Origin of the sequence: Klebsiella sp. R390 (genome assembly GCF_051131745.1) — a bacterium.
Classification (GTDB): Bacteria; Pseudomonadota; Gammaproteobacteria; order Enterobacterales; family Enterobacteriaceae; genus Klebsiella.
Genome location: NZ_CP180445.1, coordinates 297,197 through 315,206, shown reverse-complemented (window position 1 = coordinate 315,206; position 18,010 = coordinate 297,197). Strand labels below are relative to the sequence as shown.

The 18,010-nt window shown below is 57.6% G+C and carries 13 protein-coding genes; 9 read left to right on the top strand and 4 right to left on the bottom strand.

Going from position 1 to position 18,010, the window contains the following annotated elements; translation table 11 throughout:
* Window positions 1–60: 60 nt before the first annotated feature.
* The 3 genes from ACMYSP_RS01430 to ACMYSP_RS01420 are packed head-to-tail and all read left to right on the top strand — an operon-like array spanning window position 61 to window position 3,213.
* Window positions 61–2,700, top strand: coding sequence for a YdbH family protein (locus tag ACMYSP_RS01430; RefSeq protein ID WP_434585134.1), 2,640 nt, complete (start codon window positions 61–63; stop codon window positions 2,698–2,700).
* Entirely contained in the window at window positions 2,697–2,882 is a 186-nt protein-coding gene (locus tag ACMYSP_RS01425) for a YnbE family lipoprotein (protein ID WP_123754097.1), read from the top strand. Before ACMYSP_RS01430 ends, ACMYSP_RS01425 begins: the two co-directional genes overlap by 4 nt.
* Window positions 2,883–2,889: 7 nt before the next feature.
* Window positions 2,890–3,213, top strand: a complete 324-nt coding sequence (locus tag ACMYSP_RS01420) for a YdbL family protein (protein ID WP_123754098.1) — start codon at window positions 2,890–2,892, stop codon at window positions 3,211–3,213.
* Here ACMYSP_RS01420 and feaR read toward each other — a convergent pair whose 3' ends face one another.
* Entirely contained in the window at window positions 3,214–4,125 is a 912-nt protein-coding gene (gene feaR / locus ACMYSP_RS01415) for a transcriptional regulator FeaR (protein ID WP_370462485.1), read from the bottom strand.
* A 231-nt stretch (window positions 4,126–4,356) separates the two neighbouring features.
* Here feaR and ACMYSP_RS01410 point away from each other — a divergent pair, with 231 nt between their 5' ends.
* On the top strand, window positions 4,357–5,856 hold the full coding sequence (locus ACMYSP_RS01410; RefSeq protein ID WP_434585132.1) for an aldehyde dehydrogenase family protein: 1,500 nt from the start codon (window positions 4,357–4,359) through the stop codon (window positions 5,854–5,856).
* 56 nt (window positions 5,857–5,912) lie between these two features.
* Here ACMYSP_RS01410 and ACMYSP_RS01405 read toward each other — a convergent pair whose 3' ends face one another.
* Window positions 5,913–6,524, bottom strand: coding sequence for an SLATT domain-containing protein (locus ACMYSP_RS01405; protein WP_434585130.1), 612 nt, complete (start codon window positions 6,522–6,524; stop codon window positions 5,913–5,915).
* Between the two features lie 188 nt (window positions 6,525–6,712).
* On the opposite strand from ACMYSP_RS01405, the gene ACMYSP_RS01400 reads away from it, so the two are divergent.
* From ACMYSP_RS01400 to ACMYSP_RS01380, 5 genes are all read left to right on the top strand, one after another.
* Window positions 6,713–8,242: a DUF2235 domain-containing protein gene (locus ACMYSP_RS01400; RefSeq protein ID WP_434585128.1), complete on the top strand. Its 1,530-nt coding sequence runs from the start codon at window positions 6,713–6,715 to the stop codon at window positions 8,240–8,242.
* Between the two features lie 95 nt (window positions 8,243–8,337).
* Window positions 8,338–9,231: an oxidoreductase gene (locus tag ACMYSP_RS01395; protein ID WP_434585126.1), complete on the top strand. Its 894-nt coding sequence runs from the start codon at window positions 8,338–8,340 to the stop codon at window positions 9,229–9,231.
* Window positions 9,232–9,315: 84 nt separating this feature from the next.
* Window positions 9,316–10,254, top strand: coding sequence for a zinc-dependent alcohol dehydrogenase family protein (locus ACMYSP_RS01390; RefSeq protein ID WP_434585124.1), 939 nt, complete (start codon window positions 9,316–9,318; stop codon window positions 10,252–10,254).
* Between the two features lie 366 nt (window positions 10,255–10,620).
* Window positions 10,621–11,400: a CHAP domain-containing protein gene (locus ACMYSP_RS01385; RefSeq protein WP_434585122.1), complete on the top strand. Its 780-nt coding sequence runs from the start codon at window positions 10,621–10,623 to the stop codon at window positions 11,398–11,400.
* 88 nt (window positions 11,401–11,488) lie between these two features.
* Window positions 11,489–13,129, top strand: a complete 1,641-nt coding sequence (locus ACMYSP_RS01380; protein WP_434585120.1) for an esterase/lipase family protein — start codon at window positions 11,489–11,491, stop codon at window positions 13,127–13,129.
* A gap of 120 nt (window positions 13,130–13,249) precedes the next feature.
* Here ACMYSP_RS01380 and tynA read toward each other — a convergent pair whose 3' ends face one another.
* The gene (gene tynA / locus ACMYSP_RS01375; protein ID WP_434585118.1) at window positions 13,250–15,508 is read right to left on the bottom strand and encodes a primary-amine oxidase; all 2,259 of its coding nucleotides are present in this window, start codon (window positions 15,506–15,508) and stop codon (window positions 13,250–13,252) included.
* Between the two features lie 190 nt (window positions 15,509–15,698).
* The gene (paaZ, locus tag ACMYSP_RS01370) at window positions 15,699–17,744 is read right to left on the bottom strand and encodes a phenylacetic acid degradation bifunctional protein PaaZ (RefSeq protein WP_434585116.1); all 2,046 of its coding nucleotides are present in this window, start codon (window positions 17,742–17,744) and stop codon (window positions 15,699–15,701) included.
* Window positions 17,745–18,010: the final 266 nt, after the last annotated feature.

Below are 18,010 nucleotides of genomic sequence, written 5' to 3'. Positions count from 1 at the left end.
CGTGCCACAATATGCACATCTTTCGGCTTTTACTTTTGTTTAATCAGGATATTACTGCCCATGAAGGGTAAATATAAAGCCGCCATCGCGCTATTGTTAGCTCTTATTCTGTTACCGCTGGCCATGTTGTCGACGCTTACCCATTGGGTGCCAACGCTTGCAGGGATCTGGCTGCCAGAGGGCACCCGCATTGCGTTTTCCGACAGCCCGCGACTGACGCGTTCTGCTTTACGCATTCCCGAATTACGCTATCTGGTCGGCGATTGTGAGCTGGCCCGGATCACCAATGCCCAACTTTCTCATCCCAGCCGCTGGCGGCTGCACCTCGACGAACTTGATATCAATAGCGCCTGTCTGAGTAAACTGCCCGACAGTGAACCGACGGTAGGCGCGCCACGGACCCTGGCGGAGTGGCAGTCGATGCTGCCTTACAGCTGGCTGACCATTGAAAACCTGCGCCTCTCGCCATGGGAAAAGTGGCAGGGGCGATTGGTGATGTCGTTGACCCCGCAGCAGCAGGATATTGGCTATAGCGGCAAAGAGCTGACCTTGCAGGCGCGCCTGCGCGGGCAGGCGCTCACCGTCAGCCATTTTTCCGCCCAGCTGGTCGACGAGCAACCGCCGGTGAAACTGGCCGGCGAATTTCATATGCCGCTGGTCCCGGACGGCCTGCCGGTCGATGGCCACCTGCTGACCACCTTTGAATTTCCGCAAACCGGCGGGCTGGTTGACGCCGAGCTGGAGTGGCAGAAAAACCGCGGTCAGCTGGTGGTAACGCCACGCGGCGAAGTGCAGCCGATACTCGATCTCCCGTGGGAAGTGACCCCCGAACGCATTGCCATCAGCGATGGTCGCTGGAGCACCGAATACGCTGGCTATCCATTAAGTGGCCGTCTGGCGCTGTCGGTGGGCAACTGGCAGGAAGGCACTGAGCAGATGGAGGTGAGCGGTCGGCTCAACGTCCTGACCCAGGGGAAAGCCGGTAAAGGCAACGCTGTGCTGAATATCGGCCCCGGCAAACTGAGCATGGACAACAGCGACATGCCGCTGCAGCTGACCGGTGAGGCAAAGCTGGGGGATCTGATTGTTTATGCGGTACTGCCGGCTAGGCTCAGCGGCCCGCTGACCGCCCCGGCCCTGGCCTTCAACCCTGGTGCACTGCTGCGTTCCCGCGGACGGGTGGTTGATTCATTGAATATTGATGAAGTCCGTCTGCCGCTGGCGGGAGTCAAGGTGACCCAGCAGGGCGTGGACGGTCGCCTGCAGGCGATACTGCGCGCCCATGAACAGCAGATGGGTGACTTCACGCTGCACCTTGACGGCCAGGCCGATAACTTTTTGCCTGACAGCGGTCGCTGGCAATGGCGTTACTGGGGCGACGGTCACTTCACCCCGATGCAGGCGCGGTGGGACGTCAAAGGGGCGGGGGCATGGGTAGACAGTTCGATCGTCCTGAACAGCCTGTCGACGGGGTTCGATAAACTGCAATATGGCACCATGCTGGTGAGTGCGCCGCGCCTGACGCTGGATCAGCCGATCCACTGGTTGCGTAATGAGCAGCACCCGAAACTGACCGGCGCGCTGTCGCTGGATGCGGGGACCACCAGCTTTAGTCACGGCAGCGTGCTGCCACCCTCAACCTTAAAATTCACCATTGATGGCCGCGACCCGACCTGGTTTCAGTTTAACGGCGCGCTTCATGCCAACAAAATCGGTCCGGTTCGGGTCATCGGGCGCTGGGATGGCGAACGTCTGCGCGGCCAGGCATGGTGGCCGAAACAGTCTCTGACCGTGTTTCAGCCGCTGGTGCCGCCGGAGTGGAAAATGAACCTGCGTGAAGGAATGCTGTACGCGCAGGTGGCTTTCTCGGCGGCAGCCGGGCAGGGATTCGAAGCCGGGGGGCACGGCGTGTTAAAAGGCGGCAGCGCCTGGATGCCGGACAACCAAATCAACGGCGTCGATTTTGTTCTGCCCTTCCGCTTTAGCGAGGGGATCTGGCAACTGGGGACCCGCCGACCGGTTTCGCTGCGCATCGGCGAGATTGTCAACCAGGTGACGGCGAAAAACCTGACTGCCGATCTGCAGGGTGCCTGGCCGTGGAGCGAAAACCAGCCGCTGCAGCTGAGCAACGTCAGCATGGATATCCTCGGGGGCCAGGTGACCATGCAGCAGTTACGGATGCCGCAGCATGATCCGGCGCTGCTGCGGCTACAGCATATCTCCAGCAGCGAGCTGGTGAGCGCGGTCAATATCAAACAATTTGCCATGTCCGGCGCCTTTAACGGGGCGCTGCCGCTGTGGCTGAATAACGAAAAATGGATCATCAAAGATGGCTGGCTCGGCAACCCCGGCCCGATGACGCTTCGACTCGATAAGGACATGGCGGACGCGATGGTGAACGATAATATCTCCGCCGGCGCGGCAATCAACTGGCTGCGCTATATGGAGATCTCCCGCTCATGGACGCGCATCGACCTCGATAATCTCGGGATGTTAACTCTGAAAGCGACCATCAGCGGCACCAGCCGTGTTGGGGATCAGAGTAATACGGTGCATTTAAACTATTCTCATCAGGAGAATATTTTTGACCTGTGGCGCAGTTTACGTTTTGGCGACAATTTACAGGCATGGTTTGAGCAGAATGCCGTGCTCCCAGTGCGCAGCTGTACGGACAGTAAAAAGTGTAAGGAACAACAATGATGAAATTGCTAACGGCGGTGCTGGTGCCGATGCTGCTGGCGGGCTGTACGCCGCGCATTGAAATCGCGGCATCAAAGGAGCCGATCACCATCAATATGAATGTCAAAATTGAGCACGAGATTCATATCAAAGTGGATAAGGATGTTGAAGCGTTACTGAAGTCGCGCAGCGATCTATTCTGAGGTGGCGATGAGAAAACGACTGAAAATCGCGGCGCTGACGCTGGTTCTCCTCAGTACGCCGGCGCTGGCTCTGACGCTGAGCGAAGCCCGGGAACAGGGGCGGGTCGGCGAAACGCTGAAGGGCTATCTGGCGCCATTGCGGCAGGATCAGGAAACTCTGGCGCTGGTCGCACGGATCAATACGGCGCGCAGTGAAAGCTACCAGCAACTGGCGGATGAAAATAATCTGCCGGTGGATGAAGTGGCCAAAATGGCCGGGCAGAAGCTGGTCAACCGGGCGCAGCCTGGGGAGTATGTCCAGGGGCTGAACGGCAAATGGCTACGCAAATAATTAGCGGCAGCGCTTGCGGTATTCCCCCGGCGACACGCCAAAACGCTGCTTGAACGCGGTGGAGAAGTGGCTGTGGTCGCTGAATCCCCAGCTGTAGCCAATCCCCGCCAGCTTCTCATCGTCATGGGCGCTGCGCAGCGCCCGGGCGCAGAGGTCGAGCCGGCGGTTCTTAATATACTGAGCGACCACCAGTCCCTTGTCGGCAAACAGTCGGTACAGGCTGCGCAATGACATCCCGGTTTCGTTCGCCAGCCATTCCGGGCGCAGATGTTCTGCCTGAATCGACGCATCGATTAACTCAATAATTCTCTGGAACTGCTTCTCCCGGCGAGACGGCTGGGCTTCCTGCTGGTGCAGCATTGGGCGCAGCAGACAGACGATGGCCTCGAGCGCCGCTTCACTTTCGCTGTCCGACAGCTCCGGGCTGTTCATGCTTTCCTGCAGCAGGCGCTGGCTGAGCTGAACCATCGGCAGCGATTTTTGCAGGCGCGAGGCAATGCTGATTTCGCTGCCGCGCAGCTGGTGTTCGATCAGCTGCCGGGGCAGCAGCAGCGAGGCCTGGCGCGAGGTCTGCTGCCAGAAGATAGAGCAGGGGCGGGAGGCGTCAATCAGCGTGATATCGCCGGCTTCCAGCATCACCTGGCGATCGTCCTGCTCAATGGCCGCCTGGCCGGCGAGCTGGAAAACGGTATAAAACCAGTCGTCGTTGCTGCGCTTGATCTCGTTGCGGGTGCGGAACAAATTGACCCCGCAGGCGGTGACGGTGCTGACTTTCAGGTTCCCCGCGTAGCTGGCGTCAATCTCGCCGTGAAAGTTCCCCTCCAGCGGACGGGCGGCAAAATGGCCGCAGACCTGGTTGATTTTCGCCAACCAGCGTTGGTAATCCTGTCCGTGCTCCGCCGTCGCCATAATGATTCTCTTATCGATACAATGTTTCTGCATTGTTGCATTTACGTTGCGGCATACAAGAGCGGGAGCCGGAGTATATGAAAGAACTATTACCTGCGGCACACTTCTGGGTACGCAAAATGCTTAATTGCGGTGCCTGTCACAGCGGCACAAACGAATGTCACAGAGAAAAAAGCGCGGATGGCAACCTCGTCGTAGACTCAATTCACGACCCGAGAGGAATAAGGAAGCGATATGTCCACAGCACAGGTTGCGCTGCTCGCCAGCGTACAGCAGTTTTTAGACCGACAGCATGGTTTGTATATCGATGGTAGCCAGCAGCAATCGCAAAGCGAACAGCGGCTCACCGTCTGGAACCCGGCCACCGGTCAGGCCATTGCCAGCACGGCGGATGCCAATGCCGCTGATGTCGATCGTGCGGTGATGTCGGCCTGGCGGGCATTTGTTGCCCGCAGCTGGGCGGGGCGTACCCCTGCCGATCGTGAGCGGATCCTGCTGCGTTTTGCCGACCTGGTTGAGCAACATGGCGAAGAGCTGGCGCAGCTCGAAACCCTGGAACAAGGCAAATCCATCAATATTTCCCGCGCTTTTGAAGTGGGCTGCACGCTCAACTGGATGCGCTATACCGCCGGGCTGACGACCAAAATCAGCGGACGTACGCTCGATGTGTCGATTCCGTTCCCGCAGGGGGCACGTTACCAGGCGTGGACGAAGAAGGAGCCGGTTGGGGTTGTCGCCGGGATCGTCCCGTGGAACTTCCCGCTGATGATCGGCATGTGGAAGGTGATGCCGGCGCTGGCGGCCGGCTGTTCAATCGTGATTAAGCCGTCGGAAACGACCCCGCTAACCCTGTTGCGCGTTGCCGAACTGGCGACCGAAGCCGGGATCCCGGACGGGGTGTTTAACGTGGTGACCGGCAGCGGAAGCGAGTGCGGGGCGGCGTTAACGGCGCATCCGCAGGTGGCGAAGGTGAGCTTTACCGGCTCCACCGCCACGGGCAAGCATATTGCGCGGGTGGCTGCCGATCGCCTGACCCGGGTGACGCTGGAGCTGGGTGGCAAAAACCCGGCGATCGTCCTCAAAGATGCCAACCCGGAATGGGTGATTGAGGGGCTGATGACCGGGAGCTTCCTCAACCAGGGCCAGGTGTGCGCCGCCAGCTCGCGGATCTACATTGAAGCGCCGCTGTTCGATACGCTGGTGAGCGGATTTGAGCAGGCGGTGAAATCGCTGCAGGTCGGGCCTGGAATGCTGGAAACCACCCACATTAACCCGGTGGTTTCGAAGGCACACTGCGCCAAAGTGGCGGCCTATCTTGATGATGCCCGCCAGCACAATGCCGAACTGATCAGCGGACAGCTTGGGCCGGATAGCCAGGGCTACTACATTGCGCCAACTCTGGTGATTAACCCGGATGCCGGGCTGCGTCTGAGCCGCGAGGAGGTCTTCGGGCCGGTGGTGAATCTGGTGCGCGTTGCCGATGGTGAAGAAGCGCTGCGCCTCGCCAACGACAGCGATTTTGGTTTAACCGCCAGCGTCTGGACCGGCGATTTGACTCAGGCACTGAGCTACACCGAACGCCTGCAGGCGGGCACGGTATGGGTCAACAGCCATACGCTTATTGATGCCAACCTGCCGTTCGGCGGCATGAAGCAGTCCGGCACCGGGCGTGACTTCGGCCCGGACTGGCTGGATGACTGGTGCGAGACCAAATCGGTCTGCGTACGTTATTAATCGCTAAACCCAGCGCCTGGTTATGCTGTACCGGGCGCTGCTCCCACCTTTTCTGCTCATTCATTACCGTTTTGTCCATGCGGTTTTTTATTCATCAAAGAATCTAGCTGCTTAATGGACTCTGTTAACTGGGTTGACCATGATTGCGTTTCTTGTAGCTGTGCAAGGTGGATCGCATTAATAAACGCAGCAGCAATGTCGGTCGCCTGACGATAGTGCTCAGTTGGTTGCTGATGGAGAGTACCATCGTTTTTTATCCACTCCGCAATAAATCCCGCATGGCGTGTCTCGATGACCATCATGGTATTAATGTAATTCATCCATCCACCAGTAATACGAAATGCTCTGTCGGCAGTAAATAGCAATACGGCAAGCGTAAGTAGTCCGAGGGATATTTGGGTAAACAACAGCTTGTCTTTGATATCATGAATAAAAGGGAGCTTAAGGATCTGAATGCTACCGATGGCAACCATAATAACTAAAATTGCCGATAGCAGTAATATAGAGAGTATGCGTTTTCTCTTGACCTCTTTTTTATACCAGTTGGTAATATTTTGTTCATACAGGGTCGTAATGCGAAAAATAGTGCTCAGTTTTTGATCCGGGGGCAGTGAATGTAATTGAGCTAACTCGTTGAGAGCAAGGTGGTAGTGCGTATCGGTTATCATGATGATCCCCGTAATAACATTGACTTAAATATGGTACTCACCAAAAAAGTTCCACGAATGCCCACCAGCACCAGTTGATGCCGGGTATTACGGGCGTTTTTTCGTTTGAACTCCAGCTTCGATTACAGTCTGCTATTTTTAATCTGTCAATCCTGAGCGCTTTTAACGCAGCCTGTGAAGAGGTTCCTATGAACTTACTGGTGTTTTGCGACGGTACCTGGAATACACCGCAACAGCTTGATGACGGTAAACTGGCCCCGACGAATGTGGTGAAGCTGAGAAATGCGGTGGCAGAAAATAATAGCCAGCGCGTCTATTACCATACCGGAGTGGGCACCGACGGCGGGGCGGTCGAGCGCTACATCGGCGGCGGCATCGGTGAAGGTCTTGATAAGAATATCATTAGCGCTTATTACTGGCTGGCGACCAACTACCAGCCCAGCGATAAAATCTGGCTGTTTGGTTTTAGCCGTGGCGCCTATACCGTTCGCAGCCTCGGCGGAATGATTGCGCGCTGCGGTTTATTGAATGCTGCTCAGGCGGGAACCGGCGACGATAAAGTGTGGGAGGATATCAACACGCTGTTTGCCCATTATCGCCAGCCCGTTGGCAGCGTTCCTCCCATTATTGCCAGCGTGGGCCGTCCCTTTTATTCGGTGGCGACGGGGGACCCGACAAAAGGCAGTATCCCTGTCTATTTTATCGGCGTCTGGGAGACGGTAGGGGCGCTGGGTATTCCCGACGATATGGCGTTAGCAAATCAGCTGGACGATCCGAAAAAGTACGCCTTCCACGATACCTCCCTCAGTCCCATCGTGGAAAACGCCCGTCATGCTCTGGCGCTGGACGAACAGCGCCAGAGCTTTATCCCCACGCTTTGGGATAACGTGGAGGGTAACCCGCGGGTGAAGCAGCGCTGGTTTGTCGGCGTACATTCTGACGTTGGCGGTGGTTACGCACAATGCGGATTATCGGACATTCCCCTGCGCTGGATGATGTCAGAAGCCGAGGGCCTGGGCCTCGAACTGTTGCCGGGCATAGATTCACAGCTGGCACCCAACCCTCATGGATTACTGCACGATTCGGTGACCGGCGTGTTTACGCTGCTGCATACCTGCCCACGGGCGGTGCCACAGCTGGTGGCAGACGATCCCCGTGTCGATGACAGCGTGCTGCAACGTCAGAGTCTGCCCTCGCTGCTTAATGGGCGCTACCGCCCGGAGAAAACCTTGCTCGCAGGCCATTCGGCGACCGTTGACGTCTTTGCCCGTGAACGCTGGAATGCCACCGGCGTGTGGCTGGAGGCCGGCATTCAATATCGTTTTAGTGCTACGGGAAAATGGCTGGACAGCTCTATTCCCTGTGATGCGGGCGGCACCGATGACGGGAAATTTTATCCCGGTGAAGCGGCTCAGATTCTGGCTTCGGTCTCCGACAAACTGGAAACGTTGTGGAAAGGGGCCACCAAAAATCAGGATGTGGATTTTTGGCTGAGCAGACGTGTCGGCTCGGCACCCTGGTTCGCCCTCATCGGGGTGGTGGCAAATAGCGCCGCCGGCGCTTCTGCGGTACCTCAACAACAGCATCAGATTTTTGTTGTTGGTACCGAATGCCGTTTTACCCCGGCGAAAAGCGGCTATTTTTACGCCTGGGCCAACGACGCGTGGCAAATGTACGATAACAATCGGGGAAGCGTCTCCCTGACGATAACCCGCTGACGGCGCCCGGACTGCCGGGCTTGCCCAACGCTATCCTTTCTCGCTACTGTTGATTATTGCCCGCCAACGGGCGGAGACATCCTCAGGAGGCAGAAATGAGATCGCAAGAGCCAACCGTTGCCCTGATTGGGCCCGGCGCCATTGGTACCACCATTGCGGCGGCGCTGCATGAAGCCGGGCGTACGCCGCTGATCTGTGCCCGTACGCCCCATCCGCAACTGTCGCTGCGCTTTGACGGCGGTCAGATTAGCGTGCCTGGACCGCTGTTGTCCGATCCGGCGACGATATCCGGGCCGGTTGATGTGGTTTTTGTGGCGGTGAAGACCACCCAGATCCGCGCGATTGCGCCCTGGCTGGCGGTATTGTGCGATGACAATACGGTGGTGTGCGTCCTGCAGAACGGCGTAGAACAGCAGGAGCAGTTTGCCCTGTGGGTTGCCGGCTCCCCGGTGTTGCCCTCGGTGGTGTGGTTTCCGGCCTTGCGCGAATCGGAGACCTCGGTATGGCTACGGGCCGCGCCGCGCCTGACGCTACCTGATGTGCCGCAAGCCCAACGGATACAGCACGTGCTGCGGGGAACCCGCTGTGCGGTGGATCTGGCTGCCGATTTTACCTCCGTGGCATGGCGTAAGCTGCTGCAAAATGCCGTCGCCGGGCTGATGGTGCTAACCGGGCGCCGGGCCGGTATGTTCACCCGCGCCGATATCAGTGACGTTGCCCTGGCCTATTTGCATGAATGTCTGACCGTTGCCCGCGCCGAGGGGGCGTTACTGAACGACAGCGTCCCGCAGGAGATCCTCGATGGTTTCCACCGTGCGCCGCCCGACCTCAGCACCTCTATTCTGATTGACCGTGAAGCCGGGCATCCGCTGGAGTGGGAGATCCGCAACGCCGTGATACCGCGGCGAGCTCGCCGCCACGGTATTCCGACGCCGATGAGCGATCTGATCGTCCCGCTGCTGGCGGCCGCCAGCGATGGTCCCGGCTGATGGACCCGCTTTTGGCGGGAAATGGCCCCCTGAATCCTGTTATTATTGCGCTCCTGTTTTGCCGGAAGTGGTGAATTCGACGCTATGCTGAACCACGCGCTTTGCTATAACACGTACGGGGCGCCGACTGCAGCGCTCACGCTGCGTACCGCTCCCTTACCGCCGCTGGCGGCGGATAAGGTGCGGGTTGAGATGCGCTACGCGCCGGTCAATCCCTCGGATCTGATCCCCATCACCGGCGCCTACCGCCACCGCACCCGGCTGCCGGCGACGGCGGGTTATGAAGGCATTGGCGTCGTGGTGGAGGCGCCGTCCGGTGCCGGGTTTGCCCCCGGGCAGCGGGTGTTGCCCCTGCGCGGGGATGGCACCTGGCAGCATTATCTGGATATCCCCGAGCGCTGGCTGGTGCCGGTGCCTGACGCCATCGACGATCTGCTGGCCGCCCGCGCCTATATCAACCCGTTAACCGCGCTGCTGATGCTCAACCGCTGGCCGGTAGCCGGCTGCAATATTGTGCTGACCGCGGCGGGCTCCAGCTGCGCCAGCCTGCTGGCGCAGTGGGCACTGCTTAAAGGGGCGAGTTCGGTAAGCGGGGTTATCCGTTCGCCGCAGCATATTCACCGGCTGGAACAGTTGGGAGTTTACCCGCTGCTGGAAGCGGACCGACCGATGCTCGAACAGGTGGGGCAGAATGCCGACTGGGTGTTTGATGCAGTGGGCGGGGAACTGGCGAACACGCTGCTGTCGGTGCTGCCGGAGCGCGGCGGACTGATCTCCTACGGGCTGTTATCCGGACGGGCCTTGACCCAGACCCGGCTGCTTCCACGGGTGCATAAATTCCATCTGCGCGAGGCGCTGGCGACCCTGTCAGACGCGCAGTGGCAGGCGGCGTTCGCCGGGATCTGGCGTCTGTTGCCGACGACGACCTTACCGCCGGTGGAGGTGGTGCCGCTGCACCGCTGGCAGGAGGCTATCCGCGCCAGCAGCCACGGTAAATACCTTCTCGATTTCACCACCCTGTAGCCCGGATCAGGCGCTTGCGCCGCAATCCGGGGGGCGGCTAAAACGGCGGCTGGTCCGCCACTTGATCTATTGCACGAGATAACTACGCTAAATAAGAGCCTGCCCCATTAGGCTATTTTATTGTGGTTCTTCGTGCTCTCTATTTTTCTCCAGGCGCTGAATCTATAAATCGAGGAATAACATGATAACCCTTTTATGATGCTTATTTCTAAGGCAACTGTTTTGCGTTAAAAATAGCGAGCTAACATTCCTGGTTCTCAGGCGGTGACGTTAATTTTTTTATCTGTAATAGCCTGTAGTGCTTAGCATTACATTTATCGTGCGAATTGTTTCTTTATTAACTAACGTGAATATGACGGGGACGATATGCTTAAACTCGGTGATGAAGGCGGCGCGGTCGCGCAGCTGATAAATGATTTACGGAAATTATCTTTTGGCCTGGCAACCGGTAATAAATTTGACCAGGTGGTGAAAAAGTCGGTAGAAGCCTTTCAGGTAGCCAATCTTGATGCCTCGGGCCAGCCGCTGGTAGTCGATGGTAAAGTCGGTCCGCATACCCGCTGGGCGCTGGATGCGGCATTGGGCAAAAAACAGGTTGCGCCTGTGCCAGTAACGCCGCCGTTGGTGAACGTCAGCGGCGGCAGTCCCGCAGGCCAGGCGGCGCTCAAGGTCGCTCAGGGTGAGCTTGGCCACGGTGAGCAAGGCTCCGACAACCACGGGCCGGATATTATAAAGTATTTTTCCGGGCACGGTTCACAGGGCCAAAGCTGGTGTGCCGCCTTTGTCAGTTACTGTTTTAATCAGGCAGCACCGGCGGTATTTGGCTATCAAACATCCGCCCAGGCGCTGCATAATAAAATGAAATCATTGGGCTATGCCTATACCCCTTCATTAAACAACCCACCGCAACCGGGCGATATCATCTGCTGGCTCAGAGTGGATCCTAAAAACCCACAGAAGACCGCCTGGCAGGGCCATGTCGGTATTGTTCAACGCTATGCCGACGGTATTTTGTGGACTATCGAAGGTAATCGCGGCGCCTATCCATCGAAAGTGAATGTCTTTCATTATTCATGGTCAGTCTTAGTGGCGTCGGCAACCAATGATAAATATAAAGGGCTGTATGGCGTGTCTCGCCACCCATAATATACCCGTCGTCTTTCAACATGCAGGGGTGTTGGCTGCATCTTGAAATTCATTGATTATAAGCATAATAAATCTCAGGAAAATAAAAATGGCTAATAATAAAATGCCTTTTTTCCCTATTATTTACGTTCGTGGTTACGCGATGACGCAACGCGACGTTAATGAGACTACAGCAGATCCGTTTAATGGCTTTAATCTTGGGTCTACGATGCTACGTGCGTCGGCGAGCCAGAAAGATCGCCCCAGGAAATTTTTCTTCGAGTCCCCGGTGATTCGCCTCGCCACGGAGTTTGGCTATAGCGACGTGTTCGAGCAGGGCCTGGATATCATGGATGAGGGCTGGGAGACCGATCCGGAGGGGAAACCCACCGGCAATGTTCTGGATGATAAATCGGTGATCGTGTATCGCTATTATGATGACGCCTCCACGCTGCTCGGGTCCGGTAAGACGCCGTCAATCGAGGACGCGGCCATCGGGCTATCAAACCTGCTGGTCAAGGTGCGGACCTTACTGCTGGCGAATCCCAACAGCGGCGTGAAGGTGGCTGGTGATTTTCGTTGCTATCTGGTGGCGCACTCGATGGGCGGGCTGGTTTGCCGGGCGATGCTGCAAAATCCGGCGCTTGACCCGGGCAAGGTGGGGGCAACCGTCGATAAATTTTTCACCTATGCGACACCCCATAACGGGATTGAGTTCGCGGGGCTCAACGTGCCGGACCTGCCGTGGCAAAGTAGCGTCACCAATTTTAACCGCGATCGGATGGCGGGTTATCTTGACCTGCAACAGGCCTACCAACGCTATAACCGGGTTGATGTGATACCGGAATCCTGCCTGCCGTCCTCGCGGATTTTCACCATGGTCGGCACCAACCGCCTCGATTACGATGCCGCCGCCGCGCTATCGCGAACCTTTGTCGGCAACGGCAGCGATGGTCTGGTCAAAATCGAAAATGCGACCCTGAGCGGCCTGAATGCCGATGGTTCTCTCGGGGCGCCTTGTGCGAAAGCCTTCACCTACCGTTCGCACTCTGGTTATTTCGGCATTGTGAACAGCGAAGAGGCCTTCCAGAACCTGGCGCGTTTTCTGTTTGGCGATGTGCGGGTGGATATCTGGTTGGATATCGATGACATTCGCCTGCCGGAGGCGGCAATCAAAGCGGCGGGGGGCAATGCGTCGAAAATTGACGCCATCTATCAGATAGAGGCGATCGCGTCGCCGCGCGGCAAGCCGTGGTCTTTAACCCGTCGCGTCTCGGAGGAAGACTCCGTTGCCTGTCTGACGCAAAAAGAGTGGTCGGAGAAAAAACGTGCGTCGCAGTATCTCTCCAGCGTGTTCTTGTCGAAGAGCGCGCGCGTCAATAAAAACCGGCGTTCGCTGGCCTACAGCCTGATACTTGGGGTCAAAATGCCGGATTATGAAATTGAGAAGCGGTTCTGGTTCAACGAACATTATGAAGGCGGGTATCTGTTCCGTAATTCGCTGATCCTCGAGATTGTCCCGCCGGCCAACGATACCACTTCCTGGAAGATAAAATATGCCTGGCAGGACGCCGGATTTTCCAGCGCCGATATCGTTCTGCAACCGCAGCAAACGGCCGGTAAAGCCTGTGAGGTTATCATCCCTGTAGAAAGCGTCACGCTTGATGCCAACGGCAAAAAACGCCCTTCGGTACCGGGTATTTCGGGTCGGTTGCGCTTTGTGGTTCAGAGCTGGAACGATGCCTCGTGAAAACGCGAGCGCCACACGACGGATTGCCCTCGGTGGCGCTCACTTATCATACCATCACCGCACATCGTAGCCCGGACAGGGCGCTTCGCCGCTATCCGGGTTGACGCTCTGCAATGTGGCCTACTTTTTCTTCTCGCCGAGGGTCGGCGTTTCGTCAAAGAAGTTCCACGGTTTCAGCAGCGCGTGCGCCCATTCGGTCGGCATAATCGGCCACTCTTCGGCACGGGCCACGTGAGTGGTGCCGGTGGTGATCCACACGACGTCATCGTGATTGTTCAGCGACTCGTTATCCTTAGCGTAGGCGCCAAGACCAGTGTCATGGACCGAACGGTTCGGGTACTTGCCTTCAGGATAACGCTCTTCCTGATGATAACGGGTGACCCACAGCTGCTTATCCATAAAGCTCAGACGGTGATAGATCCACTCATCGGGGGCGAACTTGGCACCGGTTGCCGCCGGGTGAGTGCCGCCAGCATATGGGATTATCTGGTACGACACTGGGTTGCCCATCCGGTTTTCTTTAGTGGTGTTACTCAACAGGCGAATGGTGCCTGGGTCAAACTTCTGCGCCGCCTTCTGCTCGTTGTCGATGCTGTACTGATTCACCTGCATGGTACTGGTCCGCGGGCCACCGGCGGTATTTGGCTTCACTTCCGGGTCCATCGCCACCAGGCTGTTGTTCTCGCCATCGACATCAAGATCGAGGCGGAAGTTGTAGATATGCTGGTGGGTGGTGCCGACGATGTTATGGTCGATCAGCGTCCCGTAGCGGGTATCATCTTTGGCGCTCGGATCGTGCATGGTTTTCGCCATTACGCCTTTCACCGCTTCGATCCCGGTGGCACCCGCATCGATGCCGATGGTGCCGTTCTCGTGGAATACCCAGTCAAAGATATAGTCGTAGTTGCCCACGGTACTGATCCAGCGGACCACCAGTTCGCGGCGCTCGGTGCTGACGTTCGGCTGTCCCATTTCCTGGTGTTTGTACTCCGGCCCGGCATAGCGTTCAAAAATCGCAATGGCGTGCGGGATCGTGGTGGGTTTACCGGTGTAATCGGCGATGGTCTCATCCAGTAGCACCGAGTTTGCCGGCGCATCTTTGCCGCGCACGATAGGCGAGGTCAGGGTCCCCATGCCGTAATCGCCGGAGTCGAGATAGGCTTTAAAGTACCAGCCCACGTCCGGGTCACCGTAAGGCACGATCATGCCACCCAGCGAACCTTCATACATCACCTGGCGTTTCTTCCCGTTGTCGTTGTAGGTGACCGTCGAGAGGATCGGCCCGACGCGCGAGTTCAGACGCAGGTGGAAATCCCAGTTCTGCCAGTGAATGGTGTCGCCGGTGATGGTGTAGTTTTTGCCTTCCGGTTCGGTGATATCCAGTGGTTTCACCGCGGAGGCGACGCGGTCGCGGCCATCATACGGGCGCGCTTCCATCGGCACCGGGATCACCGGGCCTTCTTCGATTTTGATAATTTTCTTCTGCTCAAGGTCGACTACCGCCACCAGGTTTTCAATCGGGTGCGCCCAGTAGTTGCCATCGCCGGTATCCAGATAGCTCACCACTTTCAGCAGGCGCGAGTCCTGCTTCAGGCCATCTTTGCCGTCAAAGTAGCCCACGGTCAGCGGGGTGGTGATCACCTTTTTGGTATCGGTGATGCCGTGTTTTTTGAGGACCGCGGCAAACTCGTCGCTGGCGTTAATGATGTTCTGCACGCTGACGAAATCGTCAATCAGCACCATGCCGTGGGCATCTTTAATCGGCTGCCAGGAGAGGATTTTTTTGTTCTGTAAGTCGACTACGCTTTCAATAACGTGCTTGCCATCGAGCATGATGACGTCAGCGGTGCGCGGCGCCGACACGGCGGTGCCCTGCAACGCAAAGGCCCATACTGCGGCCTTATCCGGCTCGTGGAGCGAGATTTCGGTGAAGCGGGTATTGGGGCGGAACTCTGGCGACGCTTTGACGATGGTGACGGCTTCGCTGATTTCCGCCGCGGTCAATGAGTTGAGCGGGTGCGGGCGCTTCTCGACCTGGAAGGTCTGATCAAGCCCGGACTGGAAGACATCGTTGATAAAGGTCTCGGAGACCCACGCCTTGCCATTTTTCATCACCACCGGCACCTGCAGATTCAACGTTTTGCCGTTGACGATTGCCGTTTTGGCGCCGGGTTTCACTTTGACATAGGCCCCGTCCTTCATCAGGGTAAACATCTGGGCATAATCATCCCACTGCACATCGGCGCCAAATTCCTGCAGCGTTTTATCCATCGGAACCATATGCGCTTCACCGCCATGGGCGAAAACCGGGCTTTGCCAGGCGCAGAACAGGGCAACAGCCAGCGCCAGAGCCGTTTTGCGGGGGGAACGAATCGCCATTGTGACCTCACCTAATTGTTGTGTTGTGCTTCGCCGCTGCGAAAGTCGGCTTGTGTATCGTTAACCTAGCAGTGCGCGATGTCCGGGTGTTTGTCTGCTTATGCCAGGTTGTTTGTCAGTTTTGCCAGTTATAAAAAATGCCTCCGCAGAGGCATTGTGGTGGTGGCGATCGTGGCTGTGCCAACGAGGCTTACGCCGGGAAATCACCATGCTGGCGGGCTACCAGCGTCAGAATCGAGTAGAGCGCCACCGGCTGCTGATGCTGGTTCGCAATCTCGACCGCCCACTCCACGACGCCGGTCGCTTTTTCATCGGCGCTGCGCTGACGTTTCACGGTCTTGCGTTTACAGGTCAGGCGAACCTGGATGGTGTCGCCCGGCTTGACCGGTTCGATAAAGCGCAGATTTTCCATACCGTAGTTGGCGATGACCGGCCCGACGCCCGCATCGACGAACAGCCCGGCAGCGGCAGAAATCAGGAAATAACCATGCACCACGCGTTCGCCGAAAATCGACTCGGCGGCGGCGATTTTGTCCATGTGGGCGTAGAAGTGATCGCCGCTCAGACAGGCAAAATTAACGATATCCGCTTCGGTCAGGGTGCGGCGCGGCGTCAACAGGCTATCGCCGGGCTGGATCTCTTCGAAATATTTGCGGAACGGGTGGACCCGATCTTCGCTTACCTCGGCGCCGCGCACCCATTGCTGACCAATGGTCGCCAGCATCGTCGGGCTGCCCTGGATCGCGGTGCGCTGCATGTAGTGTTTAACCGCGCGCAGCCCGCCCAGCTCTTCACCGCCGCCGGCGCGGCCCGGTCCGCCATGGACCAGTTGCGGAAGCGGTGAGCCGTGGCCGGTGGACTCCACCGCCGACACCTGGTCGAGGACCTGGATACGGCCGTGGCAGCGGGCAGCCCCGAGAATAAATTCGCGCGCCAGTTCACCGCTGGCGGTGACCAGCGTGCCGACCAGGCTCCCTTCACCCGCGCGGGCCAGCGCCAGCGCGTGTTCGCGATGCTGATAGGGCATCAGGGTCGCTACCGGGCCGAACGCTTCGACGGCATGTACCGCCGGGGTTTCATCCGGCTGCGGGCAATACAACAGCGTCGGCGGGAAAAAGGCGCCGCTGGCGTTGAGATCGGCCTGACCGCCGAGCAGAACTTCACACCCGGCCTGAACCAGAGTATTAACCTTATCCTGAACGTCCTGCCGTTGGTCGTGGCTGACCAGCGCGCCCATCTTGACCCCTTCCTGTGACGGGTCGCCGACCACCACTTTTTGCAGGCGGGCAATCAGCGCCTCGCTGACGGCTTTCATCTGAGCCTGCGGCACGATAATCCGGCGGATAGCGGTACATTTCTGTCCTGCTTTGGTGGTCATTTCACGTACAACTTCACGGATAAACAGCGCGAACTCCGGCTGCTCCGGGGTGATGTCATCCCCGAGTACGCAGCAGTTCAGTGAATCGGCCTCCATGGTGAAGGGGATCGATTTTGCCACCAGATTCGGGTGTACACGTAGCTGTTGGCCGGTCTGGGCTGAACCGGTGAAGGTCACTACGTCCTGGCTATCAAGCTGGTCGAGCAAATCGCCCGCGCCGCCGCAAATCAGGCTGATTGCCCCCGGCGGTACCAGCCCGCTGTCGACAATGGATTTGACCATCGCCTGAGTCAACTGGGCCGTGGCGGTACCCGGTTTGACGATCGCCGGCATGCCGGCAAGCCAGGTAGGGGCCAGTTTTTCCAGCATCCCCCAGCACGGGAAGTTAAAGGCGTTGATGTGCACCGCGACGCCGGATTTTGACGTTAGCAGATGGCGGGCCGCGAAGCCGCCCTGTTTCGACAGGGGGATCAGTTCATCTTCCGGCCACAGCGTGTCGTCCGGCAGTTCCCGGCTGCCGAGGCTTGCGTAGGTAAACAGCGTACCAATCCCGCCTTCGATATCCACCCAGCTATCGGCTTTGGTCGCCCCGGTCTGCGCCGACAGCGCATAGAACGATGCTTTCTCTTCCAGCAGGTGCTTAGCCACCGCTTTCAACATTGCGCTGCGTTCAATAAAGGTCATGGCCTGCAACGCCTTGCCGCCGTGGTCGATGGCATAACGGCGCGCCTGCGCCATATCCAGCCCGTCGCTGGTGACTTCCCAAAGCACGTCACCGCTGATGGCGTGGCGAATAGTGCGGGCGCGGCCCCGGCCGGTCTGCCAGGTGCCGGATAAGAAGCTGGCTAACTGCTGCATTGCGACTCTCCAATGTGTTACGTGAAATCTCTATAAATAGTTATTTTATGAATCATAAAACGCAAGCTGATATTTAATAATTTATTAACATTGTGATCGTGGGCGCGAGACGGCACGGCGCTATGTCGTTGTCTTGCGGCGAATTTACGCAATATTTTGCGGTGGCTATCACAAAAAGAACAAACAAAATTTGTGGTTTTATTTAACCTGCATGTAACTTTTATAAAACAAAGTGATTCACAAATGATGATTTGTTGAATTTATCG

Bases quoted from the DNA above. Each gene is read 5' to 3' on its own strand.
- ACMYSP_RS01380 (WP_434585120.1), top strand. From the start codon at position 11,489: ATGGCTAATAATAAAATGCCTTTTTTCCCTATTATTTACGTTCGTGGT.
- ACMYSP_RS01395 (WP_434585126.1), top strand. From the start codon at position 8,338: ATGAGATCGCAAGAGCCAACCGTTGCCCTGATTGGGCCCGGCGCCATT.
- ACMYSP_RS01420 (WP_123754098.1), top strand. From the start codon at position 2,890: ATGAGAAAACGACTGAAAATCGCGGCGCTGACGCTGGTTCTCCTCAGT.
- ACMYSP_RS01390 (WP_434585124.1), top strand. From the start codon at position 9,316: ATGCTGAACCACGCGCTTTGCTATAACACGTACGGGGCGCCGACTGCA.
- paaZ (WP_434585116.1), bottom strand. From the start codon at position 17,744: ATGCAGCAGTTAGCCAGCTTCTTATCCGGCACCTGGCAGACCGGCCGG.
- ACMYSP_RS01425 (WP_123754097.1), top strand. From the start codon at position 2,697: ATGATGAAATTGCTAACGGCGGTGCTGGTGCCGATGCTGCTGGCGGGC.
- ACMYSP_RS01400 (WP_434585128.1), top strand. From the start codon at position 6,713: ATGAACTTACTGGTGTTTTGCGACGGTACCTGGAATACACCGCAACAG.
- ACMYSP_RS01405 (WP_434585130.1), bottom strand. From the start codon at position 6,524: ATGATAACCGATACGCACTACCACCTTGCTCTCAACGAGTTAGCTCAA.
- ACMYSP_RS01385 (WP_434585122.1), top strand. From the start codon at position 10,621: ATGCTTAAACTCGGTGATGAAGGCGGCGCGGTCGCGCAGCTGATAAAT.
- tynA (WP_434585118.1), bottom strand. From the start codon at position 15,508: ATGGCGATTCGTTCCCCCCGCAAAACGGCTCTGGCGCTGGCTGTTGCC.
- ACMYSP_RS01430 (WP_434585134.1), top strand. From the start codon at position 61: ATGAAGGGTAAATATAAAGCCGCCATCGCGCTATTGTTAGCTCTTATT.
- ACMYSP_RS01410 (WP_434585132.1), top strand. From the start codon at position 4,357: ATGTCCACAGCACAGGTTGCGCTGCTCGCCAGCGTACAGCAGTTTTTA.